This is a genomic window from Polaribacter sp. MED152 (genome assembly GCF_000152945.2).
Classification (GTDB): Bacteria; Bacteroidota; Bacteroidia; order Flavobacteriales; family Flavobacteriaceae; genus Polaribacter.
On record NC_020830.1, the window covers coordinates 827,956 to 847,498 of the forward strand.

At 30.2% G+C, this 19,543-nt stretch carries 16 protein-coding genes; 10 read left to right on the plus strand and 6 right to left on the minus strand.

Annotation, left to right across the window (positions count from 1 at the left end; all coding sequences use genetic code 11):
* Nucleotides 1-153: 153 nt before the first annotated feature.
* The 4 genes from MED152_RS03810 to MED152_RS03825 form a co-directional block, all read right to left on the minus strand.
* Nucleotides 154-1,524, minus strand: a complete 1,371-nt coding sequence (locus MED152_RS03810) for a pyridoxal-phosphate dependent enzyme (protein ID WP_015480540.1) — start codon at nucleotides 1,522-1,524, stop codon at nucleotides 154-156.
* A 167-nt stretch (nucleotides 1,525-1,691) separates the two neighbouring features.
* Nucleotides 1,692-2,654, minus strand: a complete 963-nt coding sequence (locus MED152_RS03815; protein WP_015480541.1) for a sodium-dependent bicarbonate transport family permease — start codon at nucleotides 2,652-2,654, stop codon at nucleotides 1,692-1,694.
* A gap of 81 nt (nucleotides 2,655-2,735) precedes the next feature.
* Nucleotides 2,736-3,044 (minus strand): hypothetical protein, encoded by a 309-nt coding sequence (locus MED152_RS03820; RefSeq protein WP_015480542.1) that lies wholly within the window; start codon nucleotides 3,042-3,044, stop codon nucleotides 2,736-2,738.
* A 10-nt stretch (nucleotides 3,045-3,054) separates the two neighbouring features.
* Nucleotides 3,055-3,300 carry a hypothetical protein gene (locus MED152_RS03825; RefSeq protein ID WP_015480543.1) on the minus strand — a complete coding sequence of 82 codons (246 nt, stop codon included), beginning with the start codon at nucleotides 3,298-3,300 and terminating at the stop codon, nucleotides 3,055-3,057.
* A gap of 81 nt (nucleotides 3,301-3,381) precedes the next feature.
* Here MED152_RS03825 and MED152_RS03830 point away from each other — a divergent pair, with 81 nt between their 5' ends.
* On the plus strand, nucleotides 3,382-4,305 hold the full coding sequence (locus MED152_RS03830) for a LysR family transcriptional regulator (protein ID WP_015480544.1): 924 nt from the start codon (nucleotides 3,382-3,384) through the stop codon (nucleotides 4,303-4,305).
* Nucleotides 4,306-4,311: 6 nt separating this feature from the next.
* On the opposite strand, the gene MED152_RS03835 is transcribed toward MED152_RS03830, so the two are convergent.
* Nucleotides 4,312-5,547: an ABC transporter permease gene (locus MED152_RS03835; RefSeq protein ID WP_015480545.1), complete on the minus strand. Its 1,236-nt coding sequence runs from the start codon at nucleotides 5,545-5,547 to the stop codon at nucleotides 4,312-4,314.
* Between the two features lie 4 nt (nucleotides 5,548-5,551).
* On the opposite strand from MED152_RS03835, the gene MED152_RS03840 reads away from it, so the two are divergent.
* On the plus strand, nucleotides 5,552-6,820 hold the full coding sequence (locus MED152_RS03840) for an exo-beta-N-acetylmuramidase NamZ domain-containing protein (RefSeq protein WP_041383367.1): 1,269 nt from the start codon (nucleotides 5,552-5,554) through the stop codon (nucleotides 6,818-6,820).
* A 1-nt stretch (nucleotide 6,821) separates the two neighbouring features.
* On the opposite strand, the gene MED152_RS03845 is transcribed toward MED152_RS03840, so the two are convergent.
* On the minus strand, nucleotides 6,822-7,346 hold the full coding sequence (locus tag MED152_RS03845; protein ID WP_015480547.1) for a YkgJ family cysteine cluster protein: 525 nt from the start codon (nucleotides 7,344-7,346) through the stop codon (nucleotides 6,822-6,824).
* Between the two features lie 76 nt (nucleotides 7,347-7,422).
* On the opposite strand from MED152_RS03845, the gene argS reads away from it, so the two are divergent.
* The 8 genes from argS (at nucleotide 7,423) to MED152_RS03885 (ending at nucleotide 19,529) form a co-directional block, all read left to right on the plus strand.
* Entirely contained in the window at nucleotides 7,423-9,198 is a 1,776-nt protein-coding gene (gene argS / locus MED152_RS03850) for an arginine--tRNA ligase (RefSeq protein ID WP_015480548.1), read from the plus strand.
* 86 nt (nucleotides 9,199-9,284) lie between these two features.
* Nucleotides 9,285-10,673 (plus strand): dihydrolipoyl dehydrogenase, encoded by a 1,389-nt coding sequence (lpdA, locus tag MED152_RS03855; protein WP_015480549.1) that lies wholly within the window; start codon nucleotides 9,285-9,287, stop codon nucleotides 10,671-10,673.
* Nucleotides 10,674-10,907: 234 nt separating this feature from the next.
* Nucleotides 10,908-11,921, plus strand: coding sequence for a HEAT repeat domain-containing protein (locus MED152_RS03860; protein ID WP_041383368.1), 1,014 nt, complete (start codon nucleotides 10,908-10,910; stop codon nucleotides 11,919-11,921).
* Nucleotides 11,922-13,418 (plus strand): glycosyltransferase, encoded by a 1,497-nt coding sequence (locus tag MED152_RS03865; protein ID WP_015480551.1) that lies wholly within the window; start codon nucleotides 11,922-11,924, stop codon nucleotides 13,416-13,418.
* Nucleotides 13,419-13,438: 20 nt separating this feature from the next.
* Complete coding sequence (locus MED152_RS03870; protein ID WP_015480552.1) at nucleotides 13,439-16,375, plus strand: tetratricopeptide repeat protein; 2,937 nt, start codon at nucleotides 13,439-13,441, stop codon at nucleotides 16,373-16,375.
* Between the two features lie 98 nt (nucleotides 16,376-16,473).
* Entirely contained in the window at nucleotides 16,474-18,579 is a 2,106-nt protein-coding gene (locus tag MED152_RS03875) for a DUF4838 domain-containing protein (protein ID WP_041383370.1), read from the plus strand.
* Nucleotides 18,580-18,599: 20 nt separating this feature from the next.
* A complete protein-coding gene (locus MED152_RS03880) occupies nucleotides 18,600-19,124 on the plus strand; it encodes a DUF1573 domain-containing protein (protein WP_051058576.1) in 525 nt (174 codons plus the stop codon).
* Between the two features lie 24 nt (nucleotides 19,125-19,148).
* Nucleotides 19,149-19,529, plus strand: a complete 381-nt coding sequence (locus MED152_RS03885) for a LysM peptidoglycan-binding domain-containing protein (RefSeq protein WP_041383372.1) — start codon at nucleotides 19,149-19,151, stop codon at nucleotides 19,527-19,529.
* Nucleotides 19,530-19,543: the final 14 nt, after the last annotated feature.

Genomic DNA, 19,543 nt, shown 5'->3' on the forward strand with positions numbered 1-19,543 from the left:
TAAATATAATTTAGACGTTCCGTTTTTGCATCTCTAAAATGCATCTTCTACTTTTTAACCTTGTTCAAATTTATGACATTTAACGATGTTAAAAATCATTTATTCGACCATCAGCATCTAATTATCGACCAAGGGTATAATTATCGAGATTTACTAAATTGAACTAATTACATCGTACTTTGTTACAATGTGATAATTACCATTTTCTAAATCTACCAATACTGCTTCATTTTCTTTAGAAATCAGTTTAGATATTGCATCTATCTTTGCAGATTTCTTAACTATTGGATATGGTTTACCCATAATGTCTTTAATAGGTTTATCTGCAATCTCTTTATCTGTAATGAAACTTCTTAATAAATCTGTTTCATCTATTGAGCCTACAAAACCTTCTGCGTCTTTCACTGGAATTTGAGAAATCTTAAATTCCTTCATTCTTTCTATAGCATGCGAAACCAATTCTTCTGTTTGTGCAGTTACTAAAGGTTTATTTTCATGATTTTTAATTAAATCAGCTGCTGTTTTTACCTCTTCTTCCAAAAATCCACGATCACGCATCCAATCATCATTAAACATTTTACCTACATATCTACTTCCATGATCATGAAATAAAACAACCACAACATCATCTTTGGTAAAATTATCTTTTAATTGTAATAAACCTTTTATGGCTGCTCCAGCTGAATTACCCAAAAACATGCCTTCTTCTTTTGCTAATTTCTGTGTGTAAATTGCAGCATCTTTGTCTGTAACTTTTGTAAAACCATCAATAACATCAAAGTTCACATTTTTTGGTAAAATATCCTCACCTATACCTTCTGTGATGTAAGGGTAAATTTCATTTTCATCGAAAATTCCTGTTTCATGGTATTTTTTAAATACAGAACCATATGTATCTATCCCCCAAACTTTAACTGTTGTACCAGCTTCTTTGGCTTTCATCTTTAAATAAGAACCTACACCAGAAATTGTACCTCCTGTACCAACACCAACTACAAAATGGGTTACTTTACCTTCTGTTTGTTCCCAAATTTCTGGACCTGTACTTTGAAAGTGGGCTTTACAGTTGCTTGGATTATCATATTGATTTACGTACCAAGAATTAGGAGTTTCTTCTCCCAATCTTTTAGAAACAGAATAATAAGATCTTGGATCTGATGGATCTACATTTGTAGGACAAACTACAACCTCTGCTCCTACAGCTCTTAAAATATCCATCTTTTCTTTAGACTGCTTATCAGACATAACAAAAACACATTTGTAACCTCTAACTATTGCTGCTAAAGCCAAACCCATACCTGTATTTCCAGAAGTACCTTCTATAATGGTTCCTCCAGGTTTTAACCTTCCATCTGCTTCTGCATCTAAAATCATTTGTAAGGCCATTCTATCTTTTACAGAATTTCCTGGATTAAAAGTTTCATATTTTGATAATACCAAACAAGGTAATTCCGCTGTTAATTTGTTCAACTTAACAAGTGGTGTATTTCCTATTGTTTCTAATATATTTTCTGCGTAATTCATCTTATTCATTTATAGAACAAAGGTAAATTATTTTTTATGCGCTAACGAAATGAGAGAAAAGAAATATTAACTAATCCTTACTTTTAATAGCCTTACGATTATCTTATTTAAATTTTAATAATCGTAAAGCTATTTTCTTTTAGAATTTGATAATATTTAAGAATTGACTAGCATACACCTATAATACATAAATACAAAGGCATACCTATTGTAATATTAAAAGGGAAAGTTATGGCTAAAGCCATTGGTATATATAAACCTGGATTTGCTTTTGGAGCAGCCAACTTCATTGCAGCTGGTACTGCAATATAAGAAGCACTTGCTGCCAAAATAGACATTAGCAACCTGTTACCAATTTCCTCCATGAAAAATCCGCTTAATACTGCAACTATACAACCATTTATAATTGGAATAATAATAGCGAAGGAAACTGTAAACCATCCTTTCTTAAGTAAGGCTTTTAGTTTTTGACCACTTACAATACCCATATCTAATAAAAAAACGGCTAAAAATCCTTTAAAGATATCTGTGGTAAAAGGTTTTATACCTTCTGCTTGGGCATCATTCGTAAAATATCCCACTATTAAACTACCAATAATTAACACTACACTTCCATTGGTTAAAGAGTGATGTACAACACTTTTTAAAGAGCCTTTATTTTTTTTATTCGAGCTAAAAATGGCAATTAGCATCACTCCTACTATAATAGATGGTGCTTCCATTAACGCCATTACAGCAACCATATGCCCACCAAAAGGGATGTTCGACATCTCTAAAAATGAAATAGTAGTTACAAAAGTTACTGCACTAACAGAACCATATGCAGAGGCAATAGCACCAGAATTTTCTACACTTAATTTAATTCTTAAAATAAAGTAGCAGTAAATAGGTACAACTACTGCTAGTAAAATTCCAAATAAAAGTGCGTTAATAATCTCTGAAGTAATAACACTATGAGCCAATTCTTGACCACCTTTAAAACCAATAGCTAAAAGAAGGTATAATGATATAAATTTAGACGAGTTTTCTGGAATTCTTAAATCACTTTTAATATTAACCGCAACAAGGCCTAAAAAGAAAAATAATAGTGCTGGGTTGGTTAAATTATCTATTAAATAATGTAAATCCATAGGTTAAAATTTGGCATAAAAAAAGTAGGAAAGCCTTTTACAAGTCAGTTCTCCTACTCTAATATGTTGGTTGGTTGTATTTTACTCTTCTAATGTAATATTGATTGTACTAGAAATTTTAATGTTCTGACCTTTACTTTCTAGAGCTCTTAAAAAAGCTTTAGTTTCCTTTTTATCGGTCAATAATTCTGCAATTCTAGAATTGTCATAAAGACATTCATCATTAATGTTTCCTTCGGTTTTAGACAACCTTTGAATTTTGTGAAAGTTAATTTTTACGTTTAAAACATCATTAATAATATTTAAAGCCTCTCCTTTAGTAAAAGTACCTTCTATTAGTTGAATACTTTTTTGCTTAGTTTCTGTTGATGTTACTGCAGATTCGTTCATGATTATTTATTTATTTTTTGATTTTATTTGAATTAGAACTTTTAATGAAAAGAATCATTAAAATAATTATTTCGGAAATGAGCAATTCTTGAATAAACGGACTTTCTAAATTAATCGCCAATAATGTAAAGCCTGAAAAAACAATAGCTGCCAAAACCATAATAATTGTACTTAATTGACTTTTAGTTATTTGCAATACAACATCGTTATTAGAATTCTTTTTTTTCTGGGTCACATTTAAAGTTGCTAAATCCATCGTTTTATTTTTTTACAAAGGTGCAACACATTTTTAATATATTTTTATATATATTTATTATGTTATATATAAATATATTTTATGAACTATACTTTACATCAACTTGAAATTTTTAAAAAGGTGGCAGAATTAAAAAGTGTTACCAAAGCTTCTGAGCAACTATTTATGTCTCAACCAGCAGTTTCTATTCAATTAAAAAACTTTCAAGATCAATTTAAACTACCACTTTTTGAGATTGTAGGTAGAAAATTATATATCACAGAATTTGGAAACGAAATAGCTGAAGCAGCTACTAAAATTTTAGATGAAGTATTGGCCATAAACTATAAGTCTAATTTATTTGAGGGTAAATTAGCTGGTAAGTTAAAATTATCTATTGTTTCTACAGCTAAATATGCAATGCCTTACTTCTTAACCGATTTTATAAAAAAGAACGATAGCGTAGATGTTACTATGGATGTTACCAATAAAATGTCTGTAATTAGAGCTTTAGAAAATAACGAGTGTGATTTTGCCATGGTTTCTACAATTCCAAAAAAATTAAAGATTGACACCATTGAACTCATGAGTAATCAAATGTTTTTTGTGGCTGGCAAAGACTATAAAAACAATACTAAAGAGGTTAACTTAAAAGACTTAAATAAATCTATTTTTTTATTCAGAGAAAAAGGTTCTGCAACTCGTTTAGCCATGGAACGTTTTTTAATAAAACATAAAATCGAAATTCAAAAAAAGATGGAACTTACTTCTAATGAAGCTGTAAAACAAGCTGTAATTGCTGGTCTAGGAATTTCAATTATGCCAATTATTGGTATACAACAAGCCTTAAAAAACGGTGAATTACAAATTTTAAATATTAAAGGTTTACCCATAGAAACTACTTGGAATTTAATTTGGTTAAAAACCAAAAACTTATCTAATGTAGCTAAAGCTTTTAGAGATTATATTTCTGAAAATAAAAACGATATTATAAAAGAACAATTTCCAATACCGCAAATCAGCTAATAAGGTTTAAGCAAACTTAATAGACTTTGAAGGATCTATTTTAGTGATAATAACTGAAGGAATTATCAACATTAAAAAACACAAAATGAGCGTACCTAAATTCAATAACAGAACTGCCCAAAAAGAAATATAGACTGGCATTGTTGTTACATAATATGTATCTGGATTTAAAGTAATAATCTTAAAATAGTGCTGAATGAATATGATAGATAAACCAATGATATTTCCCCATAAAAGCCCTTTTAAAATTAGGTAAGACGCATTGTAAAGAAACACTTTTCGGATGCTTGTATTACTACTACCTAAGGCTTTTAAAATCCCTACCATTTGCACACGCTCCAATATTAAAACCAACAAAGCAGTAATCATGTTAATACCTGCTATAAAAATCATAATAGCAATAATAAACCACACATTATTATCAAATAATTTAATCCAACCAAATACATTTGGGTAAGCCTCAATAATTGATTTGCTATTTAAAGTTACAGCAATTTCATTATTAATCTCCTCTCCCTTCTCAGTTATCGTATCGAATTCATCTAATAAAACCTCAAAACCTCCAACTTCATTTTCAGTCCATTTATTCAACTTTTGTACCTCCCTAATATCACCAATCATCATATTTTTATCAAACTGAGCAAATCCAGAATTGTAGATACCAACAATTGTATATTTTCTATTAGAAGGTATTTTACTATTGGCAGTTTTAACAAATGTGGCAGTTATTGTATCATTTAACTTTAACTGTAAACGGTTTATAATAGTTTGTGATAAAAGAACCCCTTTAGTTCGAGGTTGATTAAAATCTGGCAAGTTGCCTTCTACTAAATACTCTTTAAAAAAGGTCCAATCATAATCTGTAGAAACACCTTTAAAAACAATACCCTCAAAGTCTGAATCTGTTCTTAAAATCCCTACTTTATTCGCAAATACTTGCACATTTTTAATACCTGAAATATCTTTAAATTCAGGATAGAAATCCTGGTTAACAGAAACTGGAGTTGTAGAAACATCAGAGTTATTATTATCGTAATTTACAATTTGAATATGACCTTTAAATCCGGCCATTTTATCTCTAATTTTGTATTGCAAACCAGCACCTGTAGCAACAGCAATAAGCATAATTATAATACCCAAAGCAATTGCAGTTATCGCAATTTTTATTATTGGAGATGATATGCTATTTTTATACTTTTTGCCAGCAATAATGCGTTTTGCAATAAATAACTCGTAATTCAAATTAATGATTCTTTTAAAACTTCGTAAAAGTACCTATTTATTTTTGTTTTTGCTGATGAATTTTCAGCTGATTTCTTGTGCTCAAAAAGTACAAAACAAGAAAATTGAGCAAAAAAACACAGCCAAAGAAATAGTAGAAATAATTCCTGCAGCAAGCAGATTTAATCTTTATACGGATTTATTAAAAGATAAAAATGTTGCAATTGTAGCCAATCAAACCTCTGTTGTTCAAATACTACAAAGAGCAGAAGTGGCTCCAAATATTATGGGTTCTAAAAAAATTACTCAACATTTGGTTGATTATTTAAACAGTAAAAAAAACATCAATGTTCAAAAAGTATTTGCACCTGAACATGGCTTTAGAGGTAAAGCAGATGCAGCAGAATTTGTTAAGGATGGTAAAGATGCTAAAACAGATTTACCTATAATTTCTTTGTATGGTAAAAACAAAAAACCAACAGCAACACAATTAAAAAATATAGATGTCGTAGTTTTTGACATTCAAGATGTTGGTGTTCGATTTTATACATATATATCAACCTTACATTATGTTATGGAGGCTTGTGCAGAAGCAGCAATCCCAGTTATAATTCTAGACAGGCCAAATCCAAATGCACATTATATAGATGGCCCAACCTTAGAAATGGAGCACACCAGCTTTGTTGGTAAACATCCTGTTCCTGTAGTTTATGGATTGACAATTGGTGAATATGGTAAAATGATTAATGGTGAAAAATGGCTAAAAAACGGAATTCAATGTGATTTAACTGTAATTCCTATTGAAAATTACAACCATGATTCTGAATATCATTTAGCTGTAAGACCTTCGCCAAATTTACCAAATGACAAATCTATAAACCTATACCCTAGCTTAGGTTTTTTTGAAGGCACAACTATTAATGCAGGAAGAGGAACTGAGTTTCAATTTCAAAGATATGGAGCTCCTTTTTTCCAAAAAACAGACTTTAGTTATACTCCAAAACCAAATTTTGGGGCTAAATATCCAAAACATAGAAACCAATTATGTTATGGTGTAGATTTATCTCATACAAAAAAAATATCAGCAATTAATTTAGAATGGTTGATTGACGCCTATCAAAAAACTCCTAAAACCGAAAAGTTCTTTGGCAGCACTTTTACCATTCATGCTGGTAACACTAAATTACAACAACAAATACAAGAAGGATTATCAGCTAAGGAAATTCGAAAAACGTGGAAAAAAGATTTAGAAAGCTTTCAGCAAATAAGAGTAAATTATTTAATTTACGATTAAATTATTTCCTACGTTTTTTCTCTTTATACTCATAAGGCATTACGTTTTTTAAATTCTCAACAATATTATATGTAGCTGGACATACAAATGTATTGGCAATAGTTAAATCAGTAATTTGAATAAATTTTCTTCTATCTGTGTGAGGATACTCTGCACAGGCTTTTGGGCGAACATCGTAGATAAAACAGCTATTATCACTTTCATCTAAAAAAGTACAAGGAGAAGATTTTAAGACCATAAAATCATCTGTATCCCTCTCTAAATATTGCTCAATAAAATCTGTAACCTTCATTTTTAAGTGTTTAGAAATACGTTCTATATCCTTAACCGTAAAAATTGGGCTAGTAGTTTTACAACAATTACCACATTCTAAACAATCTGTTTTTGCAAATTCCTTATCATGCAAATCTTGCATAACGTAATCTAAATTTTTAGGTGTACGTTTTTTTAAATTTGCAAAATATTTCTTGTTTTCTTTAAGTGCTTCTTGAGCCAATTTTGGCAATTGTTCTAATCGTTTTTGCATTTGCGAAAATTACGATATTTCCCTTTAAAAATATGCTTATTTTGTGTATTTTCGCGACTTAATTTTTTAGGGGTTTATGAATATTCAGCATATAATAGAAAGCAATGTTAAAAAAGGTTTTTCAACCTTGTATAATACAGAAATTCCTTCTGTAGAGTTTCAAACAACTCGCAAAGAATTTGAAGGTGATATTACTGTTGTTGTTTTCCCAATGTTACGATTTAAGAAAGGAAATCCTGTTCAAATTGGTGAAGATTTAGGAAAGTATTTAGTAGAACACGTTTCAGAAATTACAAATTACAATGTTGTAAAAGGATTTTTAAACCTAGTAATTTCAGACGCTTTTTACTTAGATTTTTTCAACTCGATTTATAAGGATGAAAATTTTGGCACAGCAGCCGCTAAAGAAGATGAGAAAGCTATTATGGTTGAATACTCATCACCAAACACAAATAAACCACTTCATTTAGGTCATGTACGTAATAATTTACTTGGTTTTTCTGTTTCAGAAATTATAAAGGCCGCAGGTAAAAAGGTTTACAAAACACAAATAATTAACGATAGAGGTATCCATATTTGTAAATCTATGTTGGCTTGGCAAAAATTTGGAGAAGGTGAAACACCAACTTCTACTGGTTTAAAAGGAGATAAATTAGTTGGTAATTATTACGTAAAATTCGATCAAGAATATAAAAAAGAAATTGCAAATTTAATTGCAGAAGGTAAAACTGAAGAAGAGGCTAAAAAAGAAGCACCATTACTTTTAGAAGCACAAGAAATGCTGAGAAAATGGGAAGCTGGAGATGATGAAGTAGTTTCACTTTGGAAAGAAATGAATGGTTGGGTGTATGATGGCTTTGAAACTACATACAAAAATATGGGTGTTGATTTTGATACTTTGTACTATGAAAGTGATACTTACCTCTTAGGTAAAGATGTAGTAGCCAAAGGCTTAGAAAAAGGTGTTTTTTATAAAAAAGAAGATGGTTCTGTTTGGTGCGATTTAACTGATGAAGGTTTAGACGAAAAAATTGTTTTACGTTCAGATGGCACAGCAGTTTACATGACTCAAGATATTGGTACAGCCATACAAAGAGTAAAAGATTTTCCAGATGTTGGTGGTATGGTTTATACTGTAGGTAATGAACAAGATTACCATTTTCAAGTGCTATTTTTAATCCTGAAAAAATTAGGATTTGATTGGGCGAAACAATTGCATCATTTAAGTTATGGAATGGTAGATTTACCTTCTGGAAAAATGAAATCTAGAGAAGGTACAGTTGTAGATGCAGATGATTTAATGGTGGAAATGACCACAACTGCTAAAGAAATTTCTGAGGAGTTAGGAAAATTAGATGGCTATTCTGATGATGAGAAAAACGAACTGTATAAAACCATTGGTTTAGGAGCATTAAAATACTTTGTTTTAAAGGTAGACCCTAAGAAAAGAATATTATTCGATCCAAAATCTTCGGTAGACTTTCAAGGAAATACAGGCCCTTTTATACAGTACACTTATGCCAGAATTCAATCAATTATTAGAAAAGCTGAATTTGATTATTCCAATTCAGTAACTATTGATTTGCATGAAAAAGAAAAAGAATTACTAAAACAATTGGCTTTATTTCCAGAAACTATACAACAAGCTGCTTCAAATTATTCACCTGCAGTCATAGCGAATTACACTTACGATTTGGTAAAAGAGTTCAATTCTTTTTATCAAAATGTATCAATTTTAGGGGAAGAAAATCAAGATAAAAAAATATTTAGAGTACAGTTATCTAAAAAAGTAGCAGATACTATAAAAATAGCGTTCTCTCTATTGGGTATTCAAGTACCTGAAAGAATGTAAACAATAAAGAGTTTAAACTTTTTATATTAACAATCATTGTTTAAATTTGCCTTTGGCAAAATCATCAATTAGAAAATAATAAAATCATGAAATACGATATTATAATTATTGGAAGTGGACCTGGAGGTTATGTTACAGGAATTAGAGCTTCTCAATTAGGTTTTAAAGTTGCAATTGTAGAGAAAGAATCTTTAGGAGGAATCTGTCTTAACTGGGGTTGTATACCAACAAAAGCATTATTAAAATCGGCGCAAGTTTATGATTATTTAAAACATGTAGATCAATATGGTCTTAAAGCAGAAGCTATAGACAAAGATTTTGATGCTGTTATAAAACGTAGTAGAGGTGTTGCAGATGGAATGAGCAAAGGTGTTCAATTCTTAATGAAGAAAAACAAAATTGATGTAATTAATGGTTTTGGTAAAATCAAAACTGGTAAAAAAGTAGATGTAACTGCAGAAGATGGTACTGTAACAGAATATTCTGCAGACAATATTATTATTGCAACTGGAGCTCGTTCTAGAGAATTACCAAACTTACCACAAGATGGCGAAAAAGTAATTGGTTACAGAAAGGCAATGACTTTACATAAACAACCAAAATCTATGATTGTTGTAGGTTCTGGTGCTATTGGTGTAGAATTTGCACACTTTTATAACACAATGGGTACAGAAGTAACTATTGTAGAATATATGCCAAACTTAGTTCCTGTAGAAGATATCGATATCTCAAAACAGTTCGAACGTTCAGTGAAAAAATCTGGAATAAAAGTGATGACAAACTCATCTGTAGAATCTGTAGATACTTCAGGTGAAGGTGTTGTTGCCACTGTTAAAACTAAAAAAGGAGAACAAAAATTAGAAGCTGATATTTTATTATCTGCAGTTGGAATAAAATCTAACATCGAAAATATTGGTTTAGAAGATGTTGGTATTATTGTAGATAGAGATAAAATTTTAGTAAACGATTACTACCAAACTAACATTCCTGGTTATTATGCTATTGGAGATGTTGTGCCTGGTCAAGCTTTAGCACACGTTGCTTCTGCAGAAGGTATTACTTGTGTAGAAAAATTAGCTGGTTTACATACAGAACCAATAGATTATGGGAATGTTCCTGGTTGTACTTATGCAACTCCAGAAATAGCATCAGTAGGATTAACAGAAGCAAAAGCAAAAGAAGCAGGTTACGAATTAAAAGTTGGTAAATTCCCATTCTCTGCTTCAGGTAAAGCAAAAGCAGCAGGTACACCTGATGGTTTCGTAAAAGTTATATTTGATGCTAAATATGGTGAGTGGTTAGGTTGCCACATGATAGGTGCTGGAGTTACTGATATGATTGCAGAAGCAGTACTTGGTCGTAAGCTAGAAACAACTGGTCATGAAGTGTTAAAAACCATACATCCTCACCCTACAATGAGTGAAGCTGTAATGGAAGCTGTGGCTGATGCTTATGATGAGGTAATTCACCTATAAAATATGACAGTTCAAAGAAAAACGTCATATCAGAAGTAGCTTTTATAGTATTTTTGGAGAAGTAAATCCCCCACTAAAACGATTAAATTAAATTTAGAAAATCAATAAATGGGTTTCGTTGAGTGGTTTCTTTCTTTTGTCTATAAGATAAAGACCTTCCCCTTAATAATACAAATAACAATTGTATTAACAATTGTATTAACAATTGTATTCATTGTTGCAACCATTGCATTGATGATTACTATTGGTACAATTAGAAGAAGACATAACAGATTACAGAAAACACTAAAAAATAGTGTTCCTGAAATTGTTAAATTGTTTTCAGAAATTTTGTTTACAGAAAAAGAATTTTCAGAACAAGAGATATTCTCAGATTTTGAAGAAGTTGTAGATGAGGTTAATAGGGAGTCTTTAGATATTGCTGTAGATGTTTTGGTCGAATTTAAAAACGACCATAGAGAATCAGAAAAATATCCTTTAATTATTAGTGCATTAGGCATTGTAGAACATTTGGAGCGTAAATTCGACTCACGTTCTAACAAAGAGAAAATTGACGCCTTTCAAGAAGCTTTTGTATTAGATTTAAATAAATTTGATTCAAAAGTATTACGTTATGCTTACAGTAAAAATAAAGTAATACGTAAAGAAGCAAGAAACTCTTACCTAGCACTTAGTTCTAATGATCCTTACCGATTTTTTGACGAATTTGATCGTGATTTAAGTAAGTGGGATGAAATAGAATTAATGCAATACCTTAAACTACAAAAAGAAAGAGGTAACTTAGAAGGGTTAGGTAAATGGATTAACTATTCTAAAAACGATTCTTTAGTAGTTTTTCTTATTAAAATGGTTGGTTATTTCAATCAAAAAGGTATTGACGAAATTTTGTTAGAAAAGCTAGAAGATGAAAATGCCTTGGTAAGAGCCCAGGCTATTTTAACATTAGGAGAATTGCATATTTCTGAAACAGAACAAGATTTAATTGACAGATATTATACTGAGCCAGAAATTTGTCAAGTGGCTATTGTAAAAACCATTAGAAAATTTAATAGTGGTAAATCTTTAATGTTCTTAAATGAAATATTTAAAGAATCTAACAATACAGATACTAAGAAAATTATTGCTGAGGCAATCTTAAATTATAGTTATGAAGGTAAAATTGCCTTTCAAAATTTAAAAAGTACACTAAAGGGTTTCGAACTTACCATTTTGAAACATGTAGAAACTCCGTTAATTAAATATAAATAGATGTTTGAAATTTTTGTAAAAGTTTACGAGTATTTTATATTTTTCTATGCTACTGCATTAATTCTTAGCTACATAGTATTAGCTATCTTTTCTTTTATTGCCATCAACAGGTATAAAAGTTACAATACAGATATAGATGATGAAGAATTATTAAGCTCTCACCTTGCACCAGGAATTTCGGTGATTGCACCTGCATATAATGAAGAAAAAACAATTATTGTAAATGTAAAATCATTATTAACCTTAAACTACCCATTATTTGAGGTAATTATTGTTAATGATGGTAGTAAAGACAAAACATTAGATTTATTAATAGAGGAGTTCGATTTAGTAGAAGCACCATTTGCCTACACAGAAAAAATTAAAACAAAACCTTACAAAAGAACCTTTAAATCTACCAATCCAAAATACGACATTCTTACTATTGTAGATAAACACAATGGTGGTACTAAAGCAGATGCCTTTAATGCAGGTTTAAATGCATCCGTATTTCCATATTATTTAAACACAGATGTAGACTGTATTTTAGCAAGAAACACACTAACTAAAATGATTAAGCCCATTTTAAATGCAAAAGTTAGGGTAATTGCTGTAGGTGCAACTTTAAGAATGTCTAACAATTGTGAAATTGAAGAAGGTGTAATTACAAGAGTAAGACCACCAAAAGCTTTAATTCCACGTTTTCAAGAATTAGAATACATTCGTTCGTATTTGTTAGGAAAAATGGGTTGGGAGTTAATTAACTCTGTACCTAATGTTTCTGGAGGATTAGGAATGTTTGATAAAGAAATAGCCATTAAAGCAGGTGGTTATGGTGCAGACTCTCATGCAGAAGACATGGATATGATGACACGTATGGCTGCACATATGATGAACAACAGACTTGATTATAAAATAGGATATATACCTCTTTCTTGTTGTTGGACAGAAGGTCCACCAAATTTACAGATTTTAGGACGTCAACGAACAAGATGGGCCAGTGGATTATTTCAAATGTTTAGTGAACATAGAAAAATACTTTTTAACCCAGGCTACAAAAGACTAGGTATGATCACATTTCCATACATTTTTATATTTGAGTTTTTAGCGCCAATTATAGAAGCATTTGGAATTTTATTCTCTATATTTTTATTATTCTATGGTTACGTAAACTGGACGTTTGCACCATTAATTTTATTATACTCATACACGTTTGCATTAATGATTTCATCAATTGTAATTATTTGGGATCAAATGACGTTTAAATATTACAACACAACAAGAGAAGTACTCACGCTGTTTTTAACAGCATTTATAGAACCCATAATTTATCATCCATTAATTATGTTCTTCTCATTAAAAGGTTATTTCAGTTTTATTACATCTCAAGAACTTGCTTGGGGTACAATGACAAGAAAAGGATTTGACAATGATGACAAGAACAAAAAACAAGATGGAGATGGAAAGAGTTCAGGAGATAGCAGTGCTTCTAAAGATTTTGAACCAATAAAAACATAAGTTACATAGTTTATTCAATTATGAAAATAAATAAATCTATAGGTATTTTAATTGTGATGTTATTATCACAACTAAATATACAGGCCCAAGAAATATATGATTCTTCGGATTTATATTTTGAAAACGCAAAAGCCAGTATTGCCGAAGAAAATTTTACAAGAGCTGCCAAATTAAGTTGGAGAGGATTACAATTAGCACCTGATGATTTGGATTTAAAGACCCTTCTTGGTGCTGCAAATCTGCAATTGGGTAGATATGATACTGCTAGATGGGTATTAAGACAGGTATATGAAAAAAGACCAAAAAATACAGATATCTTAAAGTACTTAGTAAATATTGAACAAACTACGCAAAGATATTCTGATGCTATTTGTTTTGTGAACGAACTTTTAGAAATTACTCCATACTCTAGAGGTTGGCACAGGCGTAAAATTGCCATTTATAAAGAAATGGGTAATTTCGAAGAAGCAGAAAGAGCTTTAAAACGTATTTATCAAATTTACCCTAATGATAGTGAATTAAAAGAAGAATATAATTACATAATGATTGGTGATGGTGATGAAGCCATTAATAGTAAAAATTATGAAGAAGCCAGTGAAATTTATAAAACCATAATTACCAATACTCCAGAAAACAAAGATGCGTATATAGGTATAATTAGAAACGAAATGCAAAAGGGTAACCCTGAAGCAGCTTTACAATATACCAATAGATCATTATTAGAATTACCTTTAGATAGAGAACTGGTTGAAAAGAAAATAGGTTTATTGGAAGCCTTAGGCAGGCATGAAGAGGCTATTGTTTATATAGAATCTAAACCAATCAAAGACGCTTTTCCTGATATTTATAAAAATACAAGACCTTATTTAATGCAGCAATCTGCAGATTTTAATGAGTATAATGATCCTTATGAAATCAATAAAAAATTGGCAGAAACTGGTAATTCTGTTGCCCTAGATTATGTTATAAAAAATGCTTTAGGTAAGGGTTATTATGTAGATGCTGAGTATTTTTTAAATATCGCCTTAAAAAGAAGTCCAAACTCTAAAGACTATTTGATTAAACAAATGGAGCTTTATAAAGCTACTCTTAATACTGAAGAATACAACAAAGCAGTTTTAGAATTACATGAAAAATTCCCAACAGATACAGATATTACTTATGCCTACAATAAGTTAATGTATGATACTGCTAAGAATTATGTAGCAAGCAATCAAGACCAATTAGCATTACCAATTTTTGAAGAGTTAGTGTCATCACCAGATTTTCAAAAAGAAGCTGAACAACAGATTTACGGTATTTATATTTCTCAACAAAAATATGATGAAGCTACAGATCAAATAGACAAATTAATAGGTTTAGACCCAAACAATCCAGATTTTCTAAGAAGAAAATCTACTTTGTATCAAGAAATGGAATTGTTTGATGATGCCTTGGAAATCACTAGAAATTTAGAGCAAAACTATCCTTTAAATCAAACTTACCCAGCTTTATATGTAGATCAGATTGAAGCTTATGCCACTTATTTAATGAGAGAACAAAGGTATAGAGCTGTAATACCAGTTGTTGAAGATGGGTTATCTAGAGAAAATAATAACAAAAGATTATTAGATATAGCTATTAATGCTGCTTCTGCTATACCAGATTATGAAAAAGGAATCAATTATGGTTTAAGTGCTTTAAGTTTTTATCCTAACAACAAAAATTTTAAACTTAAATTATCTAATTTATATTCTCAAAATCAAGAATATGCAAAAGCAAAAGGGGTTTTAGATACTTTAAGAACAACTTATATTTACGATAGAAAAATTAAAAATGCTTTAGCTGAAGTACTATTTTACAGAGCAAAAGCGCAGGAAGAAGATGGTTTGGTAGAAGAAGCTTTAGTAAATTACGATTCTGCTGTTTCTTTAAATCCAGATGATAGAGGTTCTTTAATGAGAATGGTTAATTTACATATTACTCAAAAACCTAGTAATGAATCTTTAGAATTTATAAATGAAAAATTAGAGGAAAGACCAGATGATAATTTCCTAAAATATAAAAAAGGTATTGTTTTTGAATTGTTAAAAGAATACGATTCTGCTTACTACTATCAGAAATTTAGAGAAATAGACAATCCTTTTGAAAAGCAAGAATGGAACTTAGTTCTAGAAACACTTAGAGCTGCACAACTTAAAAATCAAATTGCTGCAACCTACTTGCAAGCAACCTCAGATTCTATTGCATTTAGTACCTCTTTAGCCAGTTTAAACTATAGTAGGGAATACACTAAAATGACTTATGGTGCAGACATTAATTATGCTGCAAGAACCTCAGGAGTTGGTGTTCAAGGTGGAGTAAATGTATCAAGAATTTTTACGGAAACTATTTACGCTGACGTTGGTTTATTAGTAGGAACACGTTTTTTTCCGAAGTTTAAACTATATGGAAATGCGTATAAAGGTTTCAAATCTGGCTATGAAGCTCAAGTTGGGCTAAGTTTTGCAAGATTACAGAATGATCAGAACTATTTAACCTTAAGTCTTGGAGGCTCTAGAACTTGGGAAGATATTTGGGTACAAGCAAGGCTCTCCTTCTCTCCTACTTCTGTTCCTTTTGTAGACAACACAACCATACCATCTACAACCACATTTCAAAGCTTTCTCTATACCAATGTTATGGTTCAAGCACGGATAAATGTAAACGCAAGAAAAGATTATTTCTCTGTAATTGTTTCAGGTGGTAGTGCTCCATTTGACCAGCAGTTAGAGTTTCAAGATAATACCTTCTTAAACTTTACAAATGTAATGGTTGGTGCTGGTTATATGTATCATATGACACCAAGATCATCATTATTGGTAAATGGAACGTGGATTAACTTCTTAAGTAACCAAACTACAAGCAACCAAGTTGTATTAGATCAAATTTATACCAATCAATACAATTTATCTGTTTCGTTTATTACTAGATTTTAAGTTCATCTCTAAATTTAAAACAGCTAATGTTTAAAAAATACATCTTCTTAACCTTATGTTTTTTAAGCTTTATATCATGTGCGCAAAACAAAGTTACTTTGTACTCTAAACAACATAATATTGCTCCTAAAATTAGCATTCCACTTGCTGCTGATATTTTGGTGAGTAATGCTGCCAATGATTTTAATGCAAAGTTTAAAAAAATTACTGGCCAAGCTTTACAAATTGAAAGGAGTAATAGTTTAAATAAAAACAGTAATTATATTTTATTAAGAGTTAACCCTACTCAAAGAGATGCTTACTGTGTTTACAAAAGAGACAGAAACATTACAATACAAGGCACTACAGCTCAAAACTTATTTTATGGAATTAGTGATTTCTTTAAAAGATACACCAACTTGAATTATGAAATTTTAGAAAATTCTTTAGAAGATTATCAGTTAACTTCAGATATCGAAATTCCTGAAGTTTTCAATCATTGTTCCTCTCCTACATTCGCATATCGTGAGCCTTACTATTCTCCTAATTTTAATCCTGATTTTAGAAATTGGTACAAAACAAATTACTTAGAATTAGAATGGGGTATTTGGGGTCATAACTTGCCTAAAATTTTAAAAGATTACGATTTACCTGAAACAGCTTATGCCAAAGTAGGTAAAAAACGTGTTGAAAGTCAGTTTTGTTTTACCAGTGATAGTCTTTTAAAGTTTACCAAAGAAAGTGTAAAACGTATTTATGATAGTGATCATGCATTGAATAAATTCATGATTTTACCAAATGACAACAGTTTAGTTTGTACTTGTAGTACTTGTACTGCAGTTGGTAATACAGCTAAAGATGCTGCACCTGCCGTTTTTAGTTTTATGAATAAACTAGCGCAAAGTAATAGAAAAGCAACTTTTTTTACTACTGCTTATGTTACTGTTAAAAATGTACCCAAATTTAAGCCAGAACCAAATACAGGCCTATTTTATAGTACTATAAGTATTCAAAAAGGTATTCCCATAGAAAAAAGTAAATATTTTGATCAGTTTGAGGCAGACATCAAAAAATGGAGAAATTACCTTCAAAACGTATACATTTGGGATTATACCGTAAATTTTGACAATTACTTTGATATCTATCCTACTTTAAAAGTTACCCAAGAAAATTTAAGGTTGTACAACAAATTAGGAGTTAATGGTGTTTTCTTACATGGTAGTGAGTATAACTACAGCACATTTCAAAAATTAAAAGCATCTGTTTTAGCCAAATTACTTTGGAACCCTAATTTAGACATAAACCAAGAAGTAACCTCTTATTTTAATGCCAAGTATTCTAAAAAATTAGCAGAAGTTCTAGGTAACTATTACAAGTTTATAACTGAAGCTTTTTATTTAAGCAATAAAGAATTATCTATTTATAGTGGAATTCATGAAACCGCTAAAAAGTATTTAGACCCAAAAGTTTTCTTTGCTTTTTATGATGAGTTAGATACACATACACAAGCAAATAAATTTGATAAAGACTATCTCCAAATTGCAACAGCTTTAACCTTTTTAAAGTTAGAAATTATGAGAGATTATGGGTTTGGCCAATATGGCTTTGCTAATCTTAATGATAAAAATGAAATCATTGTAAAAAATGATGCTGCTATTTTATTAGATCATTTAACTGCCTATAGCAAATCTGCAAAACTAGATACGTATAATGAAGTGGGTTATCAACTAAAAGATTATATAGATAGCTGGAGAAAAACCATCTACAGAAATCATAAAAAGAAAAATTACTTCTTTAAAAAGCCTTTTGAAGTAATTTCTAAGATGGATGAAGATTACACAAATACAAAAGTGTTAAACGATGGTGCATTTGGGTTAAAAGATTACAATACAAATTGGCATATTGCATCTATAGATAATTTAACTCTTAAAATAGAGAAAGAAACCATACAAAAATCAGAAAAAATAACGTTTACGTTTTTACAAGATATTAAACACAATATTTTTTTTCCAAGTTCTATTGAAATAATGGATGAAAAAATGAAAATCATAAAAAGATTAAGATTGCCTCTAGATGATATTAAATTAGACACAAAAGAGGTTACTATAGATTTGCCAACATCTTTTGATAGAAAAGATTTGCCAGATACTTTTATTGTTAAAATCACTAAAAGCACTATAGAAGGTAAGAATGCATTAGCATGTGATGAAATTATTTTTAATTAAAAAAGATTAAATTTACAATGATGAGAAAATTTATTTTACTTCTATTTATAGCAATCACCTCAATTTCTTGTGAATTAAGAAAACCAGATATAGATAACGTTCGTAAAACAAAAATGGAGATCATAGATCCTGAACGTCATTATTATCCTATTTTACGTGGTTCAGAAATTACAGCTACCTACAAGTTTTATAATAGAGGAAATGAGCCTCTAATTTTATATGATGTACAGGCCTCTTGTGGATGTATAGACATAGATTTCCCTAAAACTTCTATTGGTAAAGATGATTTTGGATTTATTGTTTTAGATTATGACAGTGCTAAGAATATAGGTTATGTAGAATTTTACGTAACTATTTTAGCCAATACAGAAAAAGATGTATTTACCACTATTAAGTTTGACTTAAATGTGGTTACCTCTCCTCATTACACACAAGACTATGAAGAAATCTATTTAAGAAGAAGAAAAGAGAAACTAGCAGGAGAAGTTGATGGTGATTTAACACAACAAGGTTATTACACAGACGAAGAAAGAACTATTAGATAATAGTTAAGAATTAACTAAAATAAAATGAATATGAAAGCAAAGTACCAGAGTGTATTAGATTTAGGAGAAAAATTAAACATCAAAAATGGAGATGTTAAAGAAGAAGATGGAAAATTAAAAATTTGGGGGACTGCTCATACACAATATGAAAAAGACCTAATTTGGGATGAAATAAAATCTGTTGGAGGTGACAACCCAAGCGATTTAATGGCGGATATTAAGGTAGATGATAAATCTGTATATGCATATCATACTGTAGAAAAAGGAGAAACGTTAGGGAAAATAGCGAAACATTATTATGGTAATGCATCAAAATACACTGTAATCTTTGAAGCAAATACAGACCAATTAAAAAGTGCTGATCTAATTCATCCAGGTCATGAATTAAAAATTCCTAATCTTTAAGATTTGAATTTTAA

Coding starts and splice junctions, on each gene's coding strand:
- MED152_RS03810 (WP_015480540.1), bottom strand. CDS start 1,524: ATGAATTACGCAGAAAATATATTAGAAACAATAGGAAATACACCACTT.
- MED152_RS03815 (WP_015480541.1), bottom strand. CDS start 2,654: ATGGATTTACATTATTTAATAGATAATTTAACCAACCCAGCACTATTA.
- MED152_RS03820 (WP_015480542.1), bottom strand. CDS start 3,044: ATGAACGAATCTGCAGTAACATCAACAGAAACTAAGCAAAAAAGTATT.
- MED152_RS03825 (WP_015480543.1), bottom strand. CDS start 3,300: ATGGATTTAGCAACTTTAAATGTGACCCAGAAAAAAAAGAATTCTAAT.
- MED152_RS03830 (WP_015480544.1), top strand. CDS start 3,382: ATGAACTATACTTTACATCAACTTGAAATTTTTAAAAAGGTGGCAGAA.
- MED152_RS03840 (WP_041383367.1), top strand. CDS start 5,552: ATGATTCTTTTAAAACTTCGTAAAAGTACCTATTTATTTTTGTTTTTG.
- MED152_RS03845 (WP_015480547.1), bottom strand. CDS start 7,346: ATGCAAAAACGATTAGAACAATTGCCAAAATTGGCTCAAGAAGCACTT.
- argS (WP_015480548.1), top strand. CDS start 7,423: ATGAATATTCAGCATATAATAGAAAGCAATGTTAAAAAAGGTTTTTCA.
- lpdA (WP_015480549.1), top strand. CDS start 9,285: ATGAAATACGATATTATAATTATTGGAAGTGGACCTGGAGGTTATGTT.
- MED152_RS03860 (WP_041383368.1), top strand. CDS start 10,908: ATGATTACTATTGGTACAATTAGAAGAAGACATAACAGATTACAGAAA.
- MED152_RS03865 (WP_015480551.1), top strand. CDS start 11,922: ATGTTTGAAATTTTTGTAAAAGTTTACGAGTATTTTATATTTTTCTAT.
- MED152_RS03870 (WP_015480552.1), top strand. CDS start 13,439: ATGAAAATAAATAAATCTATAGGTATTTTAATTGTGATGTTATTATCA.
- MED152_RS03880 (WP_051058576.1), top strand. CDS start 18,600: ATGAGAAAATTTATTTTACTTCTATTTATAGCAATCACCTCAATTTCT.
- MED152_RS03885 (WP_041383372.1), top strand. CDS start 19,149: ATGAATATGAAAGCAAAGTACCAGAGTGTATTAGATTTAGGAGAAAAA.